At 61.8% G+C, this 16734-nt stretch carries 17 protein-coding genes; 13 read left to right on the top strand and 4 right to left on the bottom strand.

The genetic code is table 11. The features are described from left to right. The first annotated feature begins 8 nt into the window (after positions 1-8). The 6 genes from OGL93_RS10835 to moaE all read left to right on the top strand — a co-directional run bounded on the left by OGL93_RS10835 (position 9) and on the right by moaE (position 4776). Positions 9-1157, top strand: a complete 1149-nt coding sequence (locus OGL93_RS10835; protein ID WP_263262641.1) for an alginate O-acetyltransferase — start codon at positions 9-11, stop codon at positions 1155-1157. A gap of 49 nt (positions 1158-1206) precedes the next feature. Next, positions 1207-1869 (top strand): alginate O-acetyltransferase AlgF, encoded by a 663-nt coding sequence (locus OGL93_RS10830; protein ID WP_263262640.1) that lies wholly within the window; start codon positions 1207-1209, stop codon positions 1867-1869. 104 nt (positions 1870-1973) lie between these two features. Further along, a complete protein-coding gene (locus OGL93_RS10825; RefSeq protein ID WP_263262639.1) occupies positions 1974-3425 on the top strand; it encodes a mannose-1-phosphate guanylyltransferase/mannose-6-phosphate isomerase in 1452 nt (483 codons plus the stop codon). Between the two features lie 190 nt (positions 3426-3615). After that, entirely contained in the window at positions 3616-4089 is a 474-nt protein-coding gene (gene moaC, locus OGL93_RS10820) for a cyclic pyranopterin monophosphate synthase MoaC (protein ID WP_263262638.1), read from the top strand. Further along, positions 4086-4328 carry a MoaD/ThiS family protein gene (locus OGL93_RS10815; protein WP_263262637.1) on the top strand — a complete coding sequence of 81 codons (243 nt, stop codon included), beginning with the start codon at positions 4086-4088 and terminating at the stop codon, positions 4326-4328. Before moaC ends, OGL93_RS10815 begins: the two co-directional genes overlap by 4 nt. A 1-nt stretch (position 4329) precedes the next feature. Then, entirely contained in the window at positions 4330-4776 is a 447-nt protein-coding gene (moaE, locus tag OGL93_RS10810; protein ID WP_263262636.1) for a molybdopterin synthase catalytic subunit MoaE, read from the top strand. A 1-nt stretch (position 4777) separates the two neighbouring features. Here moaE and OGL93_RS10805 read toward each other — a convergent pair whose 3' ends face one another. The 3 genes from OGL93_RS10805 to OGL93_RS10795 form a co-directional block, all read right to left on the bottom strand. Then, a complete protein-coding gene (locus OGL93_RS10805) occupies positions 4778-5137 on the bottom strand; it encodes a VOC family protein (RefSeq protein ID WP_263262635.1) in 360 nt (119 codons plus the stop codon). Positions 5138-6011: 874 nt separating this feature from the next. After that, positions 6012-7475 (bottom strand): ATP-dependent RNA helicase RhlB, encoded by a 1464-nt coding sequence (gene rhlB, locus OGL93_RS10800; protein WP_263262771.1) that lies wholly within the window; start codon positions 7473-7475, stop codon positions 6012-6014. 87 nt (positions 7476-7562) lie between these two features. Beyond that, a complete protein-coding gene (locus OGL93_RS10795) occupies positions 7563-8219 on the bottom strand; it encodes an alpha/beta fold hydrolase (protein WP_263262634.1) in 657 nt (218 codons plus the stop codon). A gap of 386 nt (positions 8220-8605) precedes the next feature. Between OGL93_RS10795 and OGL93_RS10790 the strand changes: the two genes are divergently transcribed. The 7 genes from OGL93_RS10790 (at position 8606) to OGL93_RS10760 (ending at position 15550) form a co-directional block, all read left to right on the top strand. After that, positions 8606-9631: an amino acid ABC transporter substrate-binding protein gene (locus OGL93_RS10790; RefSeq protein ID WP_263262633.1), complete on the top strand. Its 1026-nt coding sequence runs from the start codon at positions 8606-8608 to the stop codon at positions 9629-9631. A gap of 160 nt (positions 9632-9791) precedes the next feature. After that, complete coding sequence (locus OGL93_RS10785; protein WP_263262632.1) at positions 9792-10982, top strand: amino acid ABC transporter permease; 1191 nt, start codon at positions 9792-9794, stop codon at positions 10980-10982. Between the two features lie 10 nt (positions 10983-10992). After that, positions 10993-12090 (top strand): amino acid ABC transporter permease, encoded by a 1098-nt coding sequence (locus OGL93_RS10780; protein WP_263262631.1) that lies wholly within the window; start codon positions 10993-10995, stop codon positions 12088-12090. Positions 12091-12105: 15 nt separating this feature from the next. Then, complete coding sequence (locus OGL93_RS10775) at positions 12106-12870, top strand: amino acid ABC transporter ATP-binding protein (RefSeq protein WP_263262630.1); 765 nt, start codon at positions 12106-12108, stop codon at positions 12868-12870. A gap of 165 nt (positions 12871-13035) precedes the next feature. After that, entirely contained in the window at positions 13036-14256 is a 1221-nt protein-coding gene (locus OGL93_RS10770) for a CynX/NimT family MFS transporter (RefSeq protein ID WP_263262629.1), read from the top strand. Next, positions 14249-14536, top strand: coding sequence for a GIY-YIG nuclease family protein (locus tag OGL93_RS10765; protein ID WP_263262628.1), 288 nt, complete (start codon positions 14249-14251; stop codon positions 14534-14536). The genes OGL93_RS10770 and OGL93_RS10765 overlap by 8 nt, the downstream gene beginning before the upstream one ends. Before the next feature lie 81 nt (positions 14537-14617). Further along, positions 14618-15550 (top strand): glutathione S-transferase family protein, encoded by a 933-nt coding sequence (locus OGL93_RS10760; RefSeq protein ID WP_263262627.1) that lies wholly within the window; start codon positions 14618-14620, stop codon positions 15548-15550. Positions 15551-15646: 96 nt separating this feature from the next. Here the strand turns inward: OGL93_RS10760 and yejK are convergent, their stop codons facing one another. Further along, the gene (gene yejK, locus OGL93_RS10755; RefSeq protein WP_263262626.1) at positions 15647-16648 is read right to left on the bottom strand and encodes a nucleoid-associated protein YejK; all 1002 of its coding nucleotides are present in this window, start codon (positions 16646-16648) and stop codon (positions 15647-15649) included. Positions 16649-16734 lie beyond the last annotated feature (86 nt).

Genomic DNA, 16734 nt, shown 5'->3' with positions numbered 1-16734 from the left:
AGCCGACCATGACACGTTCATTACGCATCCTCTATATCGCCCTGTTCTTCGGCATCCTCGTGCTGATGGGGCTGTGGTCCCTGGTGTCCTTTGGCAGCTTTTCGCGTACCGAGCAGATGACCCTGCTCAACGGCAAGCTGACCAAAGCGCTGGAAACCCATTACGACGACGAGTTCCCGATCAAACGCCTGGGCACCAACCTCTGGGCCGCGGTGGACTACAAGGTGTTCAACGAAGGCCGGCCGGGGGTAATCCTCGGCAAGGACCAGTGGTTGTTCACCGACGAAGAGTTCAAGCCGGTAGCCAACGGCGAGCAGATCGAGAAGGAAAACTTCGAGCTGATCCGTGGTGTGCGCGACCGTTTGCAACAAAGCGGGGTGAAGCTGGTGATGGCGATCATTCCGGCCAAGGCCCGTTTATATCCCGAGCACTTCGGGGAGAAGCAACCGGCGACCATGCACCGTGACCTTTATGAGCAGTTCCATGCGCAAGCCCAACAGGCAGGTATTTTCGCGCCTGACTTGATGGGGCCGTTACAACAAGCCAAGCAAACTGGCCAAGTGTTCCTGCGTACCGATACGCACTGGACACCCCTGGGCGCGGAAGTTGTTGCGCAGAATATTGGCGCCGCTATTTCGTCGCATTTGCCTATTAATGCGGCTCCTGTCACATACGTTACAGATGCTGAGGAACCTAAGCCGTATAAAGGTGACTTAACCTCGTTCCTTCCGCTTGATCCTTTGTTTACGAATTTGCTGCCGCAGCCAGATAATTTGCAACAAAAGACGACTCACGCGGTCGAAGGGGCAGGAGATAGCGGTGATGCCTTGTTCGGCGACACCGTGGTCCCGGTAGGGCTGGTGGGCACCAGCTACAGTGCGAACGCACACTGGAACTTCCTTGGCGCACTTAAAGAATCGCTCCGCAGCGACGTCGTTAACTACGCCGAAGAAGGCCACGGCCCGATTCTGCCGATGCTCAAATATTTGCAGAGCGATGACTTCAAGAATAATCCACCGCAAGTTGTCGTTTGGGAATTCCCTGAGCGTTATCTGCCGATGAAGAACGACCTCAGTGGTTTTGATTCCGCATGGATCTCACAACTGAAAAAGACCGCGGACAATGCTCAGAATCTGGCCATTGGTCAGAACGACTGAAAATTTTCAATTAACGGCACGTGTTGCATATCAGCCGAGAGGAATACATATGACCGTACAAACTTTGAAAACTGCCATTCGCTCTTCCCGTATCGCCAAAGCCTGCGCCGTAGCTGTTGGCTTCGGGCTGCTGTCCAGCCAGGCATTTGCCGGTGGTGATGGTGCCTTGTACAAAACCGCGCCAGCCGGCTCCGCGTTTGTTCGTGTGTATAATTCCGGTAGTGCCGAATTCACTCCCGCGGTAGGCACTGCGAAGTTTACAGCGGTGCAGGCTAATGGCAGTACAGCATATAGCTACCTGCCGGGCGGCAGCTACACTGCACAACTTGGCTCGCAAAGCCTGCCGGTCAATCTGGCCAGCGACAAATATTACACTGTAGTAGGTGGAACTTCTCAGCCGAAACTGGTCGAAGAAGCCAAGTTCACTAACAAGCAAAAAGCACGTGTAGATGTCCAGAATTTGACGGACAAATCTCTGACGCTGAAGACCGCAGATGGCAAAACCGAAGTCGTTCCAGCCGTTGCTGCCGGCGCATCCGGTAGCCGCGAGATAAATCCTGTCAAAGCTGGCATGGCTCTCTTCGACGGCGCTAATAAGGTTCTTGATCTTAAGCCAGTTGCTCTGGAGCGCGGGAAGTTTACCGCCGTCTTCGTTACCGGGTCTGGTAGCAATCTCAAAGCTGAATGGCTTAACCCTCCGGCTTCCGAGTAAAGATCTATACGCGGCTGCTCAACGCAAGCAGCCGCTCTGAATAAGAAGAAACGGCGGCACTATTAGCGGTCCAACTTCATTTACGAAATTCTTGGAGAAACATCATGATTCCGGTGATCTTGTCAGGTGGTAGCGGCTCCCGTCTCTGGCCGTTGTCGCGCAAGCAGTTCCCGAAGCAATTCCTGGCGCTGACGGGCGAGCACACGCTCTTCCAACAAACCCTGGAACGTCTGGTGTTCGAAGGCATGGATAAGCCAATCGTGGTCTGCAACAAAGACCACCGCTTCATTGTCAACGAGCAGCTGAGCGCACTCAAACTTGAAACCCAAGGCATCCTGATGGAGCCCTTCGGTCGCAACACCGCACCTGCCGTGGCCCTGACTGCCATGAAGCTGGTCAACGACGGCCACGATGACCTGATGCTGGTGCTGCCAGCGGACCATGTGATCGAAGACCAGAAAGCCCTGCAGCGCGCCCTGGCCCTGGCCACCGTGGCCGCCGAACGTGGCGAGATGGTGCTGTTCGGTGTACCGGCCACCCGCCCGGAAACCGGCTACGGCTATATCAAGTCCACCAACGACGCCCTGCTGCCTGAAGGCGTGAGCCGCGTTTCGCACTTCGTCGAAAAGCCAGACGAAAAGCGCGCCCAGGAATTCGTCGACGCCGGCGGTTACTTCTGGAACAGCGGCATGTTCCTGTTCCGCGCCAGCCGCTTCCTGGAAGAGCTGAAAAAGCACGATCCGGATATCTACGACAACTGCGTGCTGACCCTCGAGCGCAGCAAGCACGAAGGCGGCAACGTGGAAATCGAGGAAGCGAGCTTCGCTTGCTGCCCAGATAACTCCATCGACTACGCCGTGATGGAAAAAACCCAGCGCGCCTGCGTGGTGCCGCTCAACGCCGGCTGGAGCGACGTAGGCTGCTGGAAATCCCTGTGGGAAGTGCACGCCAAGGACGACAACGGCAACGTCACCAAGGGCGACGTGGTCATCCAGGACAGCCGCAATTGCATGATCCACGGCAATGGCAAGCTGGTCTCGGTGATCGGCCTGGAAAACATCGTGGTCGTGGAAACCCGCGACGCCATGATGATCGCCCACAAGGACAAGGTCCAAGGCGTGAAGAACATGGTCTCGACCCTGAACGACATGGGCCGCAGCGAAACCCAGAACCATTGCGAAGTGTACCGCCCATGGGGCTCGTACGACTCCGTCGACCAGGGCGGCCGTTTCCAGGTCAAGCACATTACCGTCAAGCCAGGGGCGTGCCTGTCGCTGCAGATGCACCATCACCGCGCCGAACACTGGATCGTCGTATCCGGTACCGCCGAGGTCACCTGTGACGAAAACGTGTTCCTGCTGACCGAGAACCAGTCCACCTACATTCCGATCGCTTCGGTTCACCGCCTGCGCAACCCAGGCAAGATCCCGCTCGAGCTGATCGAAGTGCAGTCGGGCAGCTACCTGGGCGAAGACGACATCGAGCGTTTCGAGGACATCTACGGCCGCTCCAACGCTGCTACCCCAGGTGTGTCGGTCAAATCCATCACGCAGTGATGTAACGTGGGGAGCGCCTTGCCCTGTGCGACACGGGCAAGGCCTGCGAACCAACGACGCCGAAGGTTCGTAGGCTGGCGCCAGCGCCTACCCCCGCACCTCCCTATCTGAGAGGCCCCCTGCCAAGCCGTCCGGCTTTCCAGGGGGCCTTTTGCGTTACACTGGCGCCTGTTTTTCAAGGAGCGAGCCTATGCTCACCCATCTTGATTCCCAAGGCCGCGCCAGCATGGTCGACGTTACCACGAAGGCCGTGACCGCCCGCGAGGCACTCGCCGAGGCCCGGGTGCGGATGCAGCCGGCCACCTTGCAGATGATCGTCGACGGCGCCCACCCCAAGGGGGACGTGTTCGCCGTGGCGCGTATTGCCGGTATCCAGGCGGCGAAGAAAACCAGTGACCTGATTCCCCTGTGTCACCCGCTGATGCTGACCAGCGTGAAGGTTGAATTGAGCGGGGAGGGCAGCGACACCGTGGTGATCCGCGCCCGCTGCAAGCTGGCTGGCCAAACCGGGGTCGAAATGGAAGCCCTTACCGCAGCCAGCGTGGCGGCCTTGACGATCTACGACATGTGCAAGGCCGTGGACAAGGGCATGGTGATCGAAACTGTGCGTTTGCTGGAAAAACGCGGTGGCAAAAGCGGCGACTTCCAGGCGGAGCCGTCATGAAACTCAAGGTTCTGTATTTTGCTCGGTTTCGCGAAGCCCTAGGCCGGGGCGAGGAGGAGGTTGAAGGCGATTTCGCTACCTTGCAGGCGCTGCGGGACTTCCTCGTTGCGGACGGCCAGCATTCGGTGCTGGCCGAGCCGAACCTGATGTGCGCGCGCAATGAGGAGCTGTGCAGCCTGAACGAGCCGCTGGCCGACGGTGATGAAGTGGCATTTTTCCCTACCGTGACCGGAGGCTGACATGACGATTCGGGTACAGGCCGAGGCGTTTGACCCGGGCGCTGAGCTGAACGGGCTGCACCAACGGCGTTTGGGTGTCGGCGCGGTGGTCAGCTTTGTGGGTTATGTGCGCGATTTCAACGACGGCCAGGACGTCTCTGGGCTGTTCCTTGAGCACTACCCGGGGATGACTGAAAAAGCCCTGAATGCGATCGCCGAGGATGCCGGGCGCCGCTGGCCTTTGCAGGGCGTGCAGGTGATCCACCGCGTGGGTGAGCTGCCGCCCGGCGAACCTATCGTGCTCGTCGCGTGCGCCAGTGCTCACCGGCAGGCCGCTTTCGCCGCCTGCGAATTCATCATGGATTACCTGAAAACCCGCGCGCCCTTCTGGAAGAGGGAGCAAACGCCGAGCGGCCCGCGTTGGGTCGAAGGGCGGCAGAGTGATCAGGACGCCGCCGAGCGCTGGTGATTCAGGCGCCTCGGTGGGTCAACACGTTGAGCAGCCGGCCGAAAGGGTCGCGAACATAAAAGCGCCGCACGCCCCACGGTTCGTCTGCGGGGCCGTATTCCACAGGCATGCCTTGGGCTCTCACCCGTTGCAGGACCTCTTCCAGGTTATCGACTTCGATGGAAAGATCCGGCACTGGAGTGCCCGATCCTCCTTCGCTGGCCACGCTAAGCTGCGGCATCGCGGTCGCCCCTGGCGCGGCGAAGGTCAGGATCCAGCCATGGTCCATGACCAGCGCCAGGTCGAACACGCCCTCATAAAAAGCCCGAGCAGCCTCGACCTGGGTGGCTGCGATGTTCATCACGATCCGTTTCACGGCCATGGCTACCCCCTTTAGCCGATTTGTAGGAGCTGGCGCCAGCCTGCGAACAGACCTCGGCCGACAGTGGTTCGCGGGCTTTGCCCGCTCCTACAAAGGCGGTTGTGGGAGCTGGCGCAAGCCTGCGAACAGACCTCAGCCGACAGTGGTTCGCGGGCTTTGCCCGCTCCTACAACGGTGGTTGGTGGAGCTGGCGCCAGCCTGCGAACGGACTCAGGCGACAATGGTTCGCGGGCTTTGCCCGCTCCTACAAAGGTGGTTGTAGGAGCTGGCGCCAGCCTCCGAACGGACTCAGGCGACAGTGGTTCGCGGGCTTTGCCCGCTCCTACAACGGTGGTTGGTGGAGCTGGCGCCAGCCTGCGAACGGACTCAGGCGACAATGGTTCGCGGGCTTTGCCCGCTCCTACAAAGGCGGTTGTAGGAGCTGGCGTTAGCCTGCGAACGGACTCAGGCGACAATGGTTCGCGGGCTTTGCCCGCTCCTACAAAGGTGGTTGGTGGAGCTGGCGCCAGCCTGCGAACGGACTCAGGCGACAATGGTTCGCGGGCTTTGCCCGCTCCCACAAGGTGGTTGTAGGAGCTGGCGCCGGCCTGCGAATGGACTCAGGCGACAATGGTTCGCGGGCTTTGCCCGCTCCTACAAAGGCGGTTGTAGGAGCTGGCGTTAGCTTGCGAACGGACTCAGGCGACAATGGTTCGCGGGCTTTGCCCGCTCCTACAGAGGTGGTTGTAGGAGCTGGCGCCAGCCTGCGAAGGGGTTCAGATGGCAGGTGGTTCGCGGGCTTTGCCCGCTCCTACAAGGCGGCCGTGGGAGCTGGCGCCAGCCTGCGAATGGACTCAGGCGACAGTGGCTAGTGGGTTTGCCCGCCACACACCGCCTAGCCGCGCCGGGGCACCGCTTTGAGTAACGCCTCGGGCGGCATCTCGCAGCTGATCTTGCGGCCGAGCAGTTGCTCGATCGCGGGCAACTGGTACGAGTCGTCTTCCCCGGCGAAGCTGATCGATACGCCACTGCTGCCAGCCCGGCCGGTCCGCCCGATGCGGTGTACGTAATCGTCCGGGTCCTCGGGCAGGGTGAAGTTGATCACATGGCTAATGCCTTCGATGTGAATGCCTCGACCGGCAACGTCGGTGGCTACCAACACCTGTACCTGGCCTTCGCGGAACGCCTCAAGGGTTTTGATCCGTTTGTGCTGTGGCACGTCGCCGGACAGCTGCGCGGCATTAACGCCATCACGCACCAGCCGTTCCTCGATGCGGCGCACCTCGTCCTTGCGGTTGGCGAACACCATGACTCGGTCCCAGCCCTGGCTGTTCACCAAGTTATAAAGCAGCTTGTATTTATCGCTGCCGGCGACCGCATACACATGTTGCTCCACGGTGTCGCTGGCGACCTGCTCTGGTTCTATCTCGACGATGGCCGGGTCCACGGTCCATTGCCGCGCCAGGTTCATCACGTCTTCGGTGAAGGTGGCGGAGAACAGCAGAGTCTGGCGCTCGCTCTTGGGCGGGGTCTGGCGAATGATCTGTCGCACCTGCGGGATAAAGCCCATGTCCAGCATGCGGTCGGCTTCGTCGAGGACCATCACTTCGACCATGTCCAGGTGAACCTCGCCGCGCTGGTTGAAGTCCAGCAGGCGCCCCGGCGTGGCTACCAGGATGTCGCAATGACGGGCCTCGAGTTGCTTGAGCTGCTTGTCGAAGTCCATCCCGCCCACGAAGGTCATCACGTTCAGCCCGGTATAGCGGGTGAGCCCGGCGGCGTCCTTGGCGATCTGCACCACCAACTCCCGCGTAGGGGCGATGATCAGGGCCCGCGGCTCACCCATGTAGCGCTCGGCTGGCGGCGGTGTTTGCAGCAGTTGGCTGATGGTGGAGATCAGGAAGGCTGCCGTTTTGCCGGTGCCGGTCTGGGCGCGGCCAATGGCGTCGCGACCCTTGAGGGTATACCCCAGCACCTGTGCCTGGATCGGCGTGCAATAGGGAAAGCCCAGGTCATGGATGGCGTGCATGACTTCCGGACGTAGAGGGAAGTCGTGGAAGCGGGTTTTGCCCTCCTGGGGCTCGACCTGGAAGTCTTCTGGCTTCCAGAGCACCGGTGCAGGCTTCTTTGGCGCAGGCTTGCGCTCTCTGCGCGGGCGTTCAGCGGGGGCAACGGGCGCCGGCGCTTCGGTGGGGGCTTCGGTAGCCCGCGGCGCGCGTACCTGGCGGGAAGGTTTGCTGGTACTGGCCGCGGCCGGGGCAGCAGCGCGAGGCATACGTGCCTCGGTGGGCAAAGCGGGCGCGGCGGCGAGCGGCTCAGCCTCGCTTTTACCGAACATTTTCTTGAGTGCTTTGAGCACGGTCATCTCGTCGTTAGCTGTAAGGAATGATTCGCTGGCAGTGTAATGCAAGAATCGGGCGCGGCGTAGTACCGCGCTCCGGTGCGCTCAGCCCAGGCGAGCCTTCAGCCAGGCGGCGATGTCGACGATTTCTTCCTCGATCACCGCATGCTCCATCGGATACTCGCGCCAGCTGGGCTGCGCACCCGCATCCTTGAGCCGGTCGTGCGCCGCACGGCCCATTTCCTTCAATACCACGCCGTCCTGGGTGCCATGCAGGCACAGCACCGGGACCGCCTGCTGAACGGTCGTCAGCGGTAACAGGTCGCCGAAGCTCGGCGCGTAGGTCGATAGCGCCATGACGCCACCCAACGGGCGTGATGCCTCGACGAAAGCCGCATGCAAGACCACCGCCCCGCCTTGGGAAAAACCGGCCAGCACGATCCGTGAGTCGGGAATGCCTTTGTCGTTCTGCTCGCCCACAAGCTTGAGCACCAGCGCAGCGGAGTCATCCAGTTGCCCGCGGTCGATTGCTCGGGCAGGGCTCATCGCCATGATGTCGTACCAGCTGGGCATCTGATAGCCGCCGTTGATCGTCACCGCGCGGGTCGGTGCCTGCGGAAGCACAAAGCGCGTGGTCGGTAGCTGGCGCTGCAGCAGTTGCGCGACCGGTTGGAAATCGAAGCGATCGGCGCCCAGGCCGTGCAACCAGATTACACACGCATCTGCGGGTTGGGAGGGCTCAAGCATCAGGGTTTCGCTCATCAGTGCTCCTTATTGGTGCGATGTGGGTCGAATCGGTGCATTGATTCGGGTCGTTATGAAGCATTTGGCAAACAAAAGGTCGCCTGGCTACAAATTTGGGCCTTGACGCTTCAGGAAAGGCCTTCTGGTGGCAGTATGGTACGCGCTTTGCTAAACCTATTGGCGAATGTACGGGCGCCCACTACCGGTAACAACTGTGAGGGGAGGGGCCACAGGGTGACGCACATCACCTGCAGGGCCCGCAACGCAGTACGCGGGCGCCAGTCTTCACATGCTTGCAGGTTACGCCGCTCGACCTATAACGAAGCCAGCACAGGTCGAGATCGCCTCACGAAGGTGCGGGGTAACACTCGCTCGGACACAACAAGAGCCCATTGGAGGTTTGAATGAAGATGTTGAAATCCACCCTGGCAGTACTGACTACCGCTGCGCTGTTCGGAGCCGCAGGGTTCGCTCAGGCGGGGGCCACCCTCGATGGCGTGAAGAAGAAGGGCTTCGTCCAGTGTGGGGTGAGCGATGGTCTTCCGGGCTTCTCCGTGCCGGACGCCTCGGGCAAGATTCTCGGCATCGACGCTGATGTGTGCCGGGCTGTAGCGGCCGCCGTGTTCGGTGACGCCAGCAAGGTGAAGTTCAGCCAGCTGAACGCCAAGGAGCGCTTCACCGCGCTGCAGTCGGGCGAAATCGACGTGCTGTCGCGCAACACCACCTGGACCAGCTCCCGCGATGCGGGCATGGGCCTGATCTTCGCCGGCGTGACCTACTATGACGGCGTAGGCTTCCTGGTGAACAACAAGCTGGGCGTGAAGAGCGCCAAGGAGCTCGACGGCGCGACCATCTGCATCCAGGCCGGCACCACCACCGAGCTGAACGTGTCGGACTACTTCCGTTCCAACGGCCTGAAGTACACCCCCATCACTTTCGATACCTCGGACGAATCGGCCAAGTCGCTGGAAAGCGGCCGCTGCGACGTACTCACCTCGGACAAGTCCCAGCTCTACGCACAGCGCTCCAAGCTGGCCGCCAAGACGGACTTCGTCGTGCTGCCTGAAACCATCTCCAAGGAGCCTCTGGGCCCAGTGGTCCGCAAGGGCGACGACGAGTGGCTGAACGTGGTCAAGTGGAGCCTCTTCGCGATGCTCAACGCCGAAGAAGCTGGTGTTACCTCGAAGAACGTCGAAGAGCAGGCCAAGTCCACCAAGAACCCGGACGTCGCCCGTCTGCTGGGCGCCGATGGCGAGTACGGCAAGGACCTCGGCCTGCCGAAGGACTGGGTCGTGCAGATCGTCAAGCAAGTGGGTAACTACGGCGAAGTCTTCGAGAAGAACCTGGGCAAGGGTTCTCTGGAAATCGACCGTGGCATGAACGCCCTGTGGAACAACGGCGGCATCATGTACGCACCACCCGTACGCTGATGGCCGACCGCGCCGGCAGGTAATGCTGGCGCGGTAACAGGCAGGATGGACCCAAGGCAGGCGCAGTGACGCGGTTTTCCGCGGCGGCGCCTGCCTTGGCGTTTCCAGCCCGCCCTGGCACCCGAACCGCTGTATCGTCCGTTTTATTCCGGGGCTTTTCATGCAAAAACACATCGGCGCACCCAGCGCGAAAACCGGCCGGTTTTCCCTGACCGATCCACGTGTGCGTGCGTGGGTATTCCAGATCATCACCGTGGTGGCCGTGGTATCGCTAGGTTGGTACCTGTTCGACAATACCCAGACCAACCTACAACATCGCGGCATCACTTCCGGCTTCGGCTTCCTGGAGCGCAGCGCAGGTTTCGGCATCGCCCAGCACCTGATTCCCTATGTGGAATCGGACACCTATGCCCGGGTATTCCTGATCGGCTTGCTCAACACCCTCCTGGTCACGTTCATTGGCATCGTTCTGGCGACGTTGCTGGGCTTCGTGATCGGCGTGGCGCGGCTGTCCAACAACTGGATGGTCAACAAGCTGGCAACGGTCTATATCGAGATCTTCCGCAACATTCCGCCGCTGCTGCAGATCCTCTTCTGGTACTTCGCGGTGTTCCTGACGCTTCCCGGGCCACGCGGCAGCATCAACATCCTGGACCGCTTCTTCATCAGCAGCCGTGGCCTGAACATGCCCGGCGCCAGCATGGCCGAAGGCTTCTGGCCCTTCGTGGTGAGCGTGGTGATCGCCCTGGTGGCGGTATACGCCATGGTGCGCTGGGCCAACCGCCGGTTCGAAGCCACTGGGCAGCCATTCCATAAGTTCTGGGCGGGGCTGGCAATCGTGCTGGTTATCCTCGCCCTCTCCACGCTGGTGTTCGGCGCGCCGTTGAACTGGGAAGTGCCTACCCTGCGCGGGTTCAACTTTGTCGGCGGCTGGGTGATGATTCCCGAGCTCCTTGCCCTGACCCTCGCCCTGACGGTCTACACCGCCGCGTTCATCGCCGAGATCGTGCGCTCAGGCATCAAGTCCGTCAGCCACGGCCAGACCGAAGCGGCCCGCTCGCTTGGCCTGCGCAACGGGCCGACTCTGCGCAAAGTGATCATTCCGCAGGCGCTTCGGGTGATCATCCCGCCGCTGACCAGCCAGTACCTGAACCTTGCCAAGAACTCTTCCCTGGCCGCCGGTATCGGCTACCCGGAAATGGTTTCGCTGTTCGCCGGTACCGTGCTCAACCAGACCGGCCAGGCCATCGAAGTGATCGCCATCACCATGAGTGTGTACCTGGCCATCAGCATCAGCATCTCGCTGCTCATGAACGCCTACAACAAGCGCATCGCGCTGATCGAACGCTAGGGGCCTGCCCATGACTGCTTACGTTTTCAAACCCGACCAGCCGCCGCCGGTCAAGGCCGTGGGCGCGGTCGCCTGGATGCGCGCCAACCTGTTTTCCGGCTGGTTCAATACGCTGTTGACCCTGCTCGCGCTCTACCTGGTCTGGCTGATCGTACCGCCGCTGCTCAGTTGGGCGATCTTCGATGCCAACTGGGTTGGCACCGTGCGCGAAGACTGCACCAAGGCCGGCGCGTGCTGGGTCTTCATCGAACAGCGCATCGGCCAGTTCATGTATGGCTACTACCCAGGCCCACTGCGCTGGCGCGTGGACCTGACCGTGTGGCTGGCATTGATCGGCGCGGCGCCATTGTTCATTCCCAAGGTGCCGAAGAAGGTCAAGTATGCGATCGGCTTCCTGATCCTCTATCCGATCATCGCCTGGTGCCTGCTGCACGGCGGTGTGTTCGGCCTGGTCGAGGTGCCGACCAGCCAGTGGGGCGGGTTGATGCTCACCCTGGTCATCGCCACGGTCGGCATCGCCGGGGCATTGCCGCTGGGCATTCTGCTGGCGCTCGGCCGGCGGTCGAAAATGCCGGCGGTGAAGGTCGTGTGCGTGACCTTCATCGAGTTCTGGCGTGGGGTGCCGCTGATCACCGTGCTGTTCATGTCGTCGGTGATGCTGCCGTTGTTCCTACCCGAGGGCATGAACTTCGACAAGCTGCTGCGTGCGCTGATCGGGGTGATCCTGTTCCAGTCCGCCTATGTGGCCGAGGTGGTTCGCGGTGGTATGCAGGCTATCCCCAAGGGGCAATATGAAGCCGCCGCGGCCATGGGCCTGGGCTACTGGCGCAGCATGGGCCTGGTGGTCCTTCCGCAGGCGCTCAAGCTGGTGATTCCAGGCCTGGTGAACACCTTCATCGCACTGTTCAAGGACACCAGCCTGGTCATCATCATCGGCCTGTTCGACCTGCTCAACAGCGTCAAGCAAGCCGCCGCCGACCCCAAATGGCTTGGCATGGCCACCGAGGGCTACGTGTTCGCTGCCCTGGTGTTCTGGATTTTCTGTTTCGGCATGTCCCGCTACTCCATTCATCTGGAGCGCAAGCTCGATACCGGTCACAAGCGCTAAGCGTCAGGAGAGAATATGAACGACCCCATCAAACAAGCCGCCGGCGCTGAAGGCATCATTCGCATGACCGGTGTGAACAAGTGGTACGGCCAGTTCCACGTGCTCAAGGACATCAACCTCAATGTTCGCCAGGGCGAGCGCATCGTGTTGTGCGGGCCGTCGGGCTCCGGCAAGTCCACCACCATTCGCTGCATCAATCGCCTGGAAGAGCATCAACAGGGGAGCATCATTGTCGACGGCGTGGAGCTGACCAACGACCTCAAGCAGATCGAAGCGATCCGCCGCGAGGTGGGCATGGTGTTCCAGCACTTCAACCTGTTCCCGCACCTGACCATCCTGCAGAACTGCACGCTGGCGCCTATGTGGGTACGCAAGATGCCCAAGCGCCAGGCCGAGGAAATCGCCATGCATTATCTGGAGCGGGTGCGCATCCCAGAGCAGGCGCACAAGTTCCCGGGGCAACTGTCTGGCGGCCAGCAGCAACGGGTAGCTATCGCCCGGGCCCTGTGCATGAAGCCCAAGATCATGCTGTTCGACGAACCTACTTCCGCGCTTGACCCGGAAATGGTTAAGGAAGTACTGGACACCATGATCGGCCTGGCCGAAGACGGCATGACCATGCTGTGCGTGACCCACGAGATGGGCTTTGCGCGCACCGTGGCTAACCGGGTGATCTTCATGGACAAAGGCGAGATCGTCGAGCAGGCCGCGCCTGACGACTTCTTCGATCGCCCACAAAGCGACCGTACCCGCCTGTTCCTGAGCCAGATCCTGCACTAAGCGCGTACCCGCCCCCGCAGTTTTACCGTTGTACACCGGGGGCATGCGGTTCGCGGGCTCTCGCCCACTCCCACCCATGTTGGAGCGGGCGACGCCCGCGAACTCCTCCGGCGTTCCATGTAGTAAAGTGCCCGGCTGACTGAACATTGCCGCCGAGCCCTTTCTATGCCTGCCGATTCCCCTGCCTCCCATGCCCATGCCCGTTCCGCCTGGCAACCGGCGCTTTTGATCGGCGCCTTGATCCTGGTAGCGCTCAACCTGCGGCCGGCGTTGTCGAGCCTGTCCCCGCTGTTGCATCAGGTGTCCAAGGACCTGGGCCTGAGCGCCGCCGCGGCTGGCCTTTTGACCACCTTGCCAGTGTTCTGCCTTGGGGTGTTCGCGCCGTTGGCTCCGATGCTCGCGCGCCGTTTTGGCGCCGAGCGAACCATCGGCGGCATTCTCTTGCTGCTGGCGGCGGGGGTTTTTCTACGCACTGAATTCGGTGTGGCCGGCTTGTTTGCAGGCAGTGTGGTCGCCGGCGCCAGCATCGGCATTATCGGGGTACTGCTGCCAGGCATCGTGAAACGCGACTTTCCTGCCCACGCTGGGACCATGACCGGCGTGTATACCATGGCGCTTTGCCTGGGTGCGGCGGTCGCGGCCGGTTCCAGCGTGCCCTTGAGCCAAGCGTTCGGCGACAGCTGGCGGCTTGGCCTGGGCTTCTGGTTGGTGCCGGCAGTCATTGCCGCGTTGGCCTGGTGGCCGCAAGCGCGGAGCAGCCACCATGCGGGGGGCGCCGCTTGGCGGGTGGAGGGGTTGCTGCGCGACCCGCTCGCCTGGCAGGTCACCGTGTTCATGGGCCTGCAGTCGTCGCTGGCGTATATCGTGTTCGGTTGGTTGCCGTCGATACTGATCGACCGCGGCCTTTCGCCGGCCGAGGCGGGGCTGGTGACCTCGGGCTCGATCATCGTGCAGTTGGCCAGTTCGCTGAGCGCGCCCTGGCTGGCCACTCGCGGCCGAGATCAACGGCTGGCTATCCTCGTGGTGATGGCGCTGAGCCTGACGGGGCTGTTCGGTTGCCTGTATGCGCCCATGGGCGGCCTCTGGGGCTGGGCCGTGGTACTTGGGCTGGGGCAGGGTGGTGTGTTCGCGGTCGCCTTGACCCTGATCGTCCTGCGCTCGCCCGATGCACATGTGGCCGCCGGCTTGTCGAGCATGGCCCAGGGCTTCGGTTACACCCTGGCGTCCATGGGCCCGCTGGCCGTGGGGGTAGTGCACGACCTCAGCGGAGGTTGGTCCGCGATGGGCTGGGTGTTCGGGCTCATCGGCGTCTGCGCGACGGTAGCGGGCATGGGCGCTGGGCGCGCGCGCCACGTCAATGTGCGCAGTGAGCGCATCGATGGCTGAAGCCGTGGGTGCACCTTGGTGTGTGTACCTGGTGCGGGCGGCCAATGGGTCGCTTTACTGCGGCATCAGCAACGACCCGCAGCGGCGATTCGCCGCGCACCAGGGCGGCAAGGGCGCACGGTTCTTTCGTTCGAGCCCGGCAATAGCGCTGGTATACGTCCAGCCGTGCGAAGCCAAAGGCGACGCGCTGCGCCTGGAGCGCGCCATCAAGCGCCTGCCCAAGCGGGTGAAAGAAGCCATGGCCTTGGAATGGCAGAGCAGCCATAGCCGGGATGAATAAGCGTTAATCGTTGCGCGCCGGTAGGCTAAAGGGCGCCAGGGCAGCTAAGCTGTGTGACCTTCAACCGCCTGGGATGCTGCAATGACCGCACTGATCCTGCACCACTATCCGACCTCTCCTTTCGCTGAGAAGGCCCGCCTGATGCTGGGATTCAAGGGGCTGGCCTGGCAGTCGGTGAACATTCCGCCGATGATGCCCAAGCCTGACCTCATGCCGTTGACCGGCGGCTACCGGAAAACCCCCGTGCTGCAGATCGGCGCAGACGTTTACTGCGACACCGCTTTGATCGCCCGGCAGCTGGACAAGGTGCAGCCACAGCCTGCATTGCTGCCGCCAGCCCAGGAGGCCGTGGTGGCTATCTTTGCGGCGTGGGTCGATTCTGTCGTGTTCCAGCATGCGGTGAGCTTCGTATTCCAGCCCGAGTCGGCCGCGTTGCGCTTCTCTCGTTTCACCCCGGAGCAACGCGACGCGTTCCTCGCCGACCGCGCCCGGCTGTTCAGTGGCGGCAGCGCTAGCCGCCTGCCTATCGAAGTTGCTCGCCATCAGTGGCCGTCGATCATCGGTCGGGTAGAGCGGCAACTGCACGCTGGCGGAGAATTCCTGTTCGGTGAAGCGACTTATGCGGACTTCGCCCTGGCGCATTGCCTGTGGTTCCTGAAGGCCACGCCCGTGACCTCCGGCCTGGTGGACAGTTACCCAAGCGTTGCGGGCTGGCTGCAACGGGTATTGGCCATCGGCCACGGTACCCCGACTGAACTGAGCGGCAGCGAAGCATTGGCCATTGCCAAGGCGGCGCAGCCGGCTGCCCTGCCCGAGATTGACTTCGTCGACCCCAGCGGCTTCAAGGCTGGCGATGCGGTCACCGTAAGTGCCGTCGACTACGGCGTCGATCCTGTTGCTGGTGAGCTTGTGTATTGCGACCAGGAGGAGATCGTCGTCCGCCGCGAGGAGGAGCTCGCCGGGACCGTGCATGTGCATTTCCCTCGGCTTGGCTTCGCGATCAAGGCGCAGTAAGGCTGTTTCTGTAACCTCCAGGAGCCTGCGATCCCGTGCCACTCGGGTTCGCAGGCTTGCGCCATCGCCAACCGCTTACTTCGAATGCGCTACCTGCTACCGCCGCTTGAGCTGATCGGTGAGCTGCGTCGGCAGGCCTTTGATGGTAAGGGTGCCGGCGGTTTCGTCGTACTCGATCTTCGAACCCAGCAGGTGGGCTTCGAAGCTGATGGACAAGCCTTCGGCGCGGCCGGTGAAGCGGCGGAACTGGTTCAGGGTGCGTTTATCCGCCGGGATTTCCGGCGACAGGCCGTAGTCCTTGTTGCGAATGTGCTCATAGAACGCGCGGGGGCGGTCTTCGTCGATCAACCCGGACAGCTCGTCGAGTGCCACCGGCTCACCGAGGCGAGTCTGGGCGGTAGCGTAGTCCACCAGTGTCTTGGTTTTTTCTCGCGCCGCTTCCTCGGGCAGGTCTTCGCTTTCAACGTAGTCGCTGAACGCCTTGAGCAGGGTTCGGGTTTCTCCCGGGCCGTCCACGCCTTCCTGGCAACCGATGAAGTCGCGGAAGTAGTCCGACACCTTCTTGCCGTTCTTGCCCTTGATAAAGGAAATGTACTGCTTGGACTGCTTATTGTTCTGCCATTCGGACAGGTTGATCCGCGCCGCCAGGTGCAGTTGGCCCAAATCCAGGTGGCGCGACGGCGTCACGTCCAGCTCGGCGTTCACCGCTACCCCTTCGCTGTGATGTAACAAAGCGATCGCCAGGTAATCCGTCATGCCTTGGTTGTAATGGGCGAACAGCACGTGACCGCCCACCGACAGGTTGGACTCGTCCATCAGCTTTTGCAGATGCTCCAGCGCCTGGCGGCTAAACGTCGTGAAATCCTGCTCATCGTCCAGGTAAGCCTTGAGCCAGCCGCTGAACGGATAGGCGCCGGATTCCCCATGGAACAGCCCCCATGCCTTGCCTTGCTTGGCGTTGTAGCTTTCGTTGAGGTCGGCGAGCATGTCGTCCAGTGCCTGGGAATGCTCCAGCGCGCGGTCTCGTGCATGCAGTACGGAGGGGGTGCCATCGGGCTTTTTGTCGATCAGGTGAACGATGCAGTGACGGATCGGCATGGACGCCTCGGGAATAGCGGAAAAACGCCAAGTGTACCGTAACTGCCAGGGGTGACTCGATGGCCATGGCGGGTACACTGAGCTGC

The organism is Pseudomonas sp. RIT-PI-S, assembly GCF_025642975.1.
Taxonomy (GTDB): Bacteria; Pseudomonadota; Gammaproteobacteria; order Pseudomonadales; family Pseudomonadaceae; genus Aquipseudomonas.
This window is presented reverse-complemented; position numbering and strand designations above follow the sequence as displayed.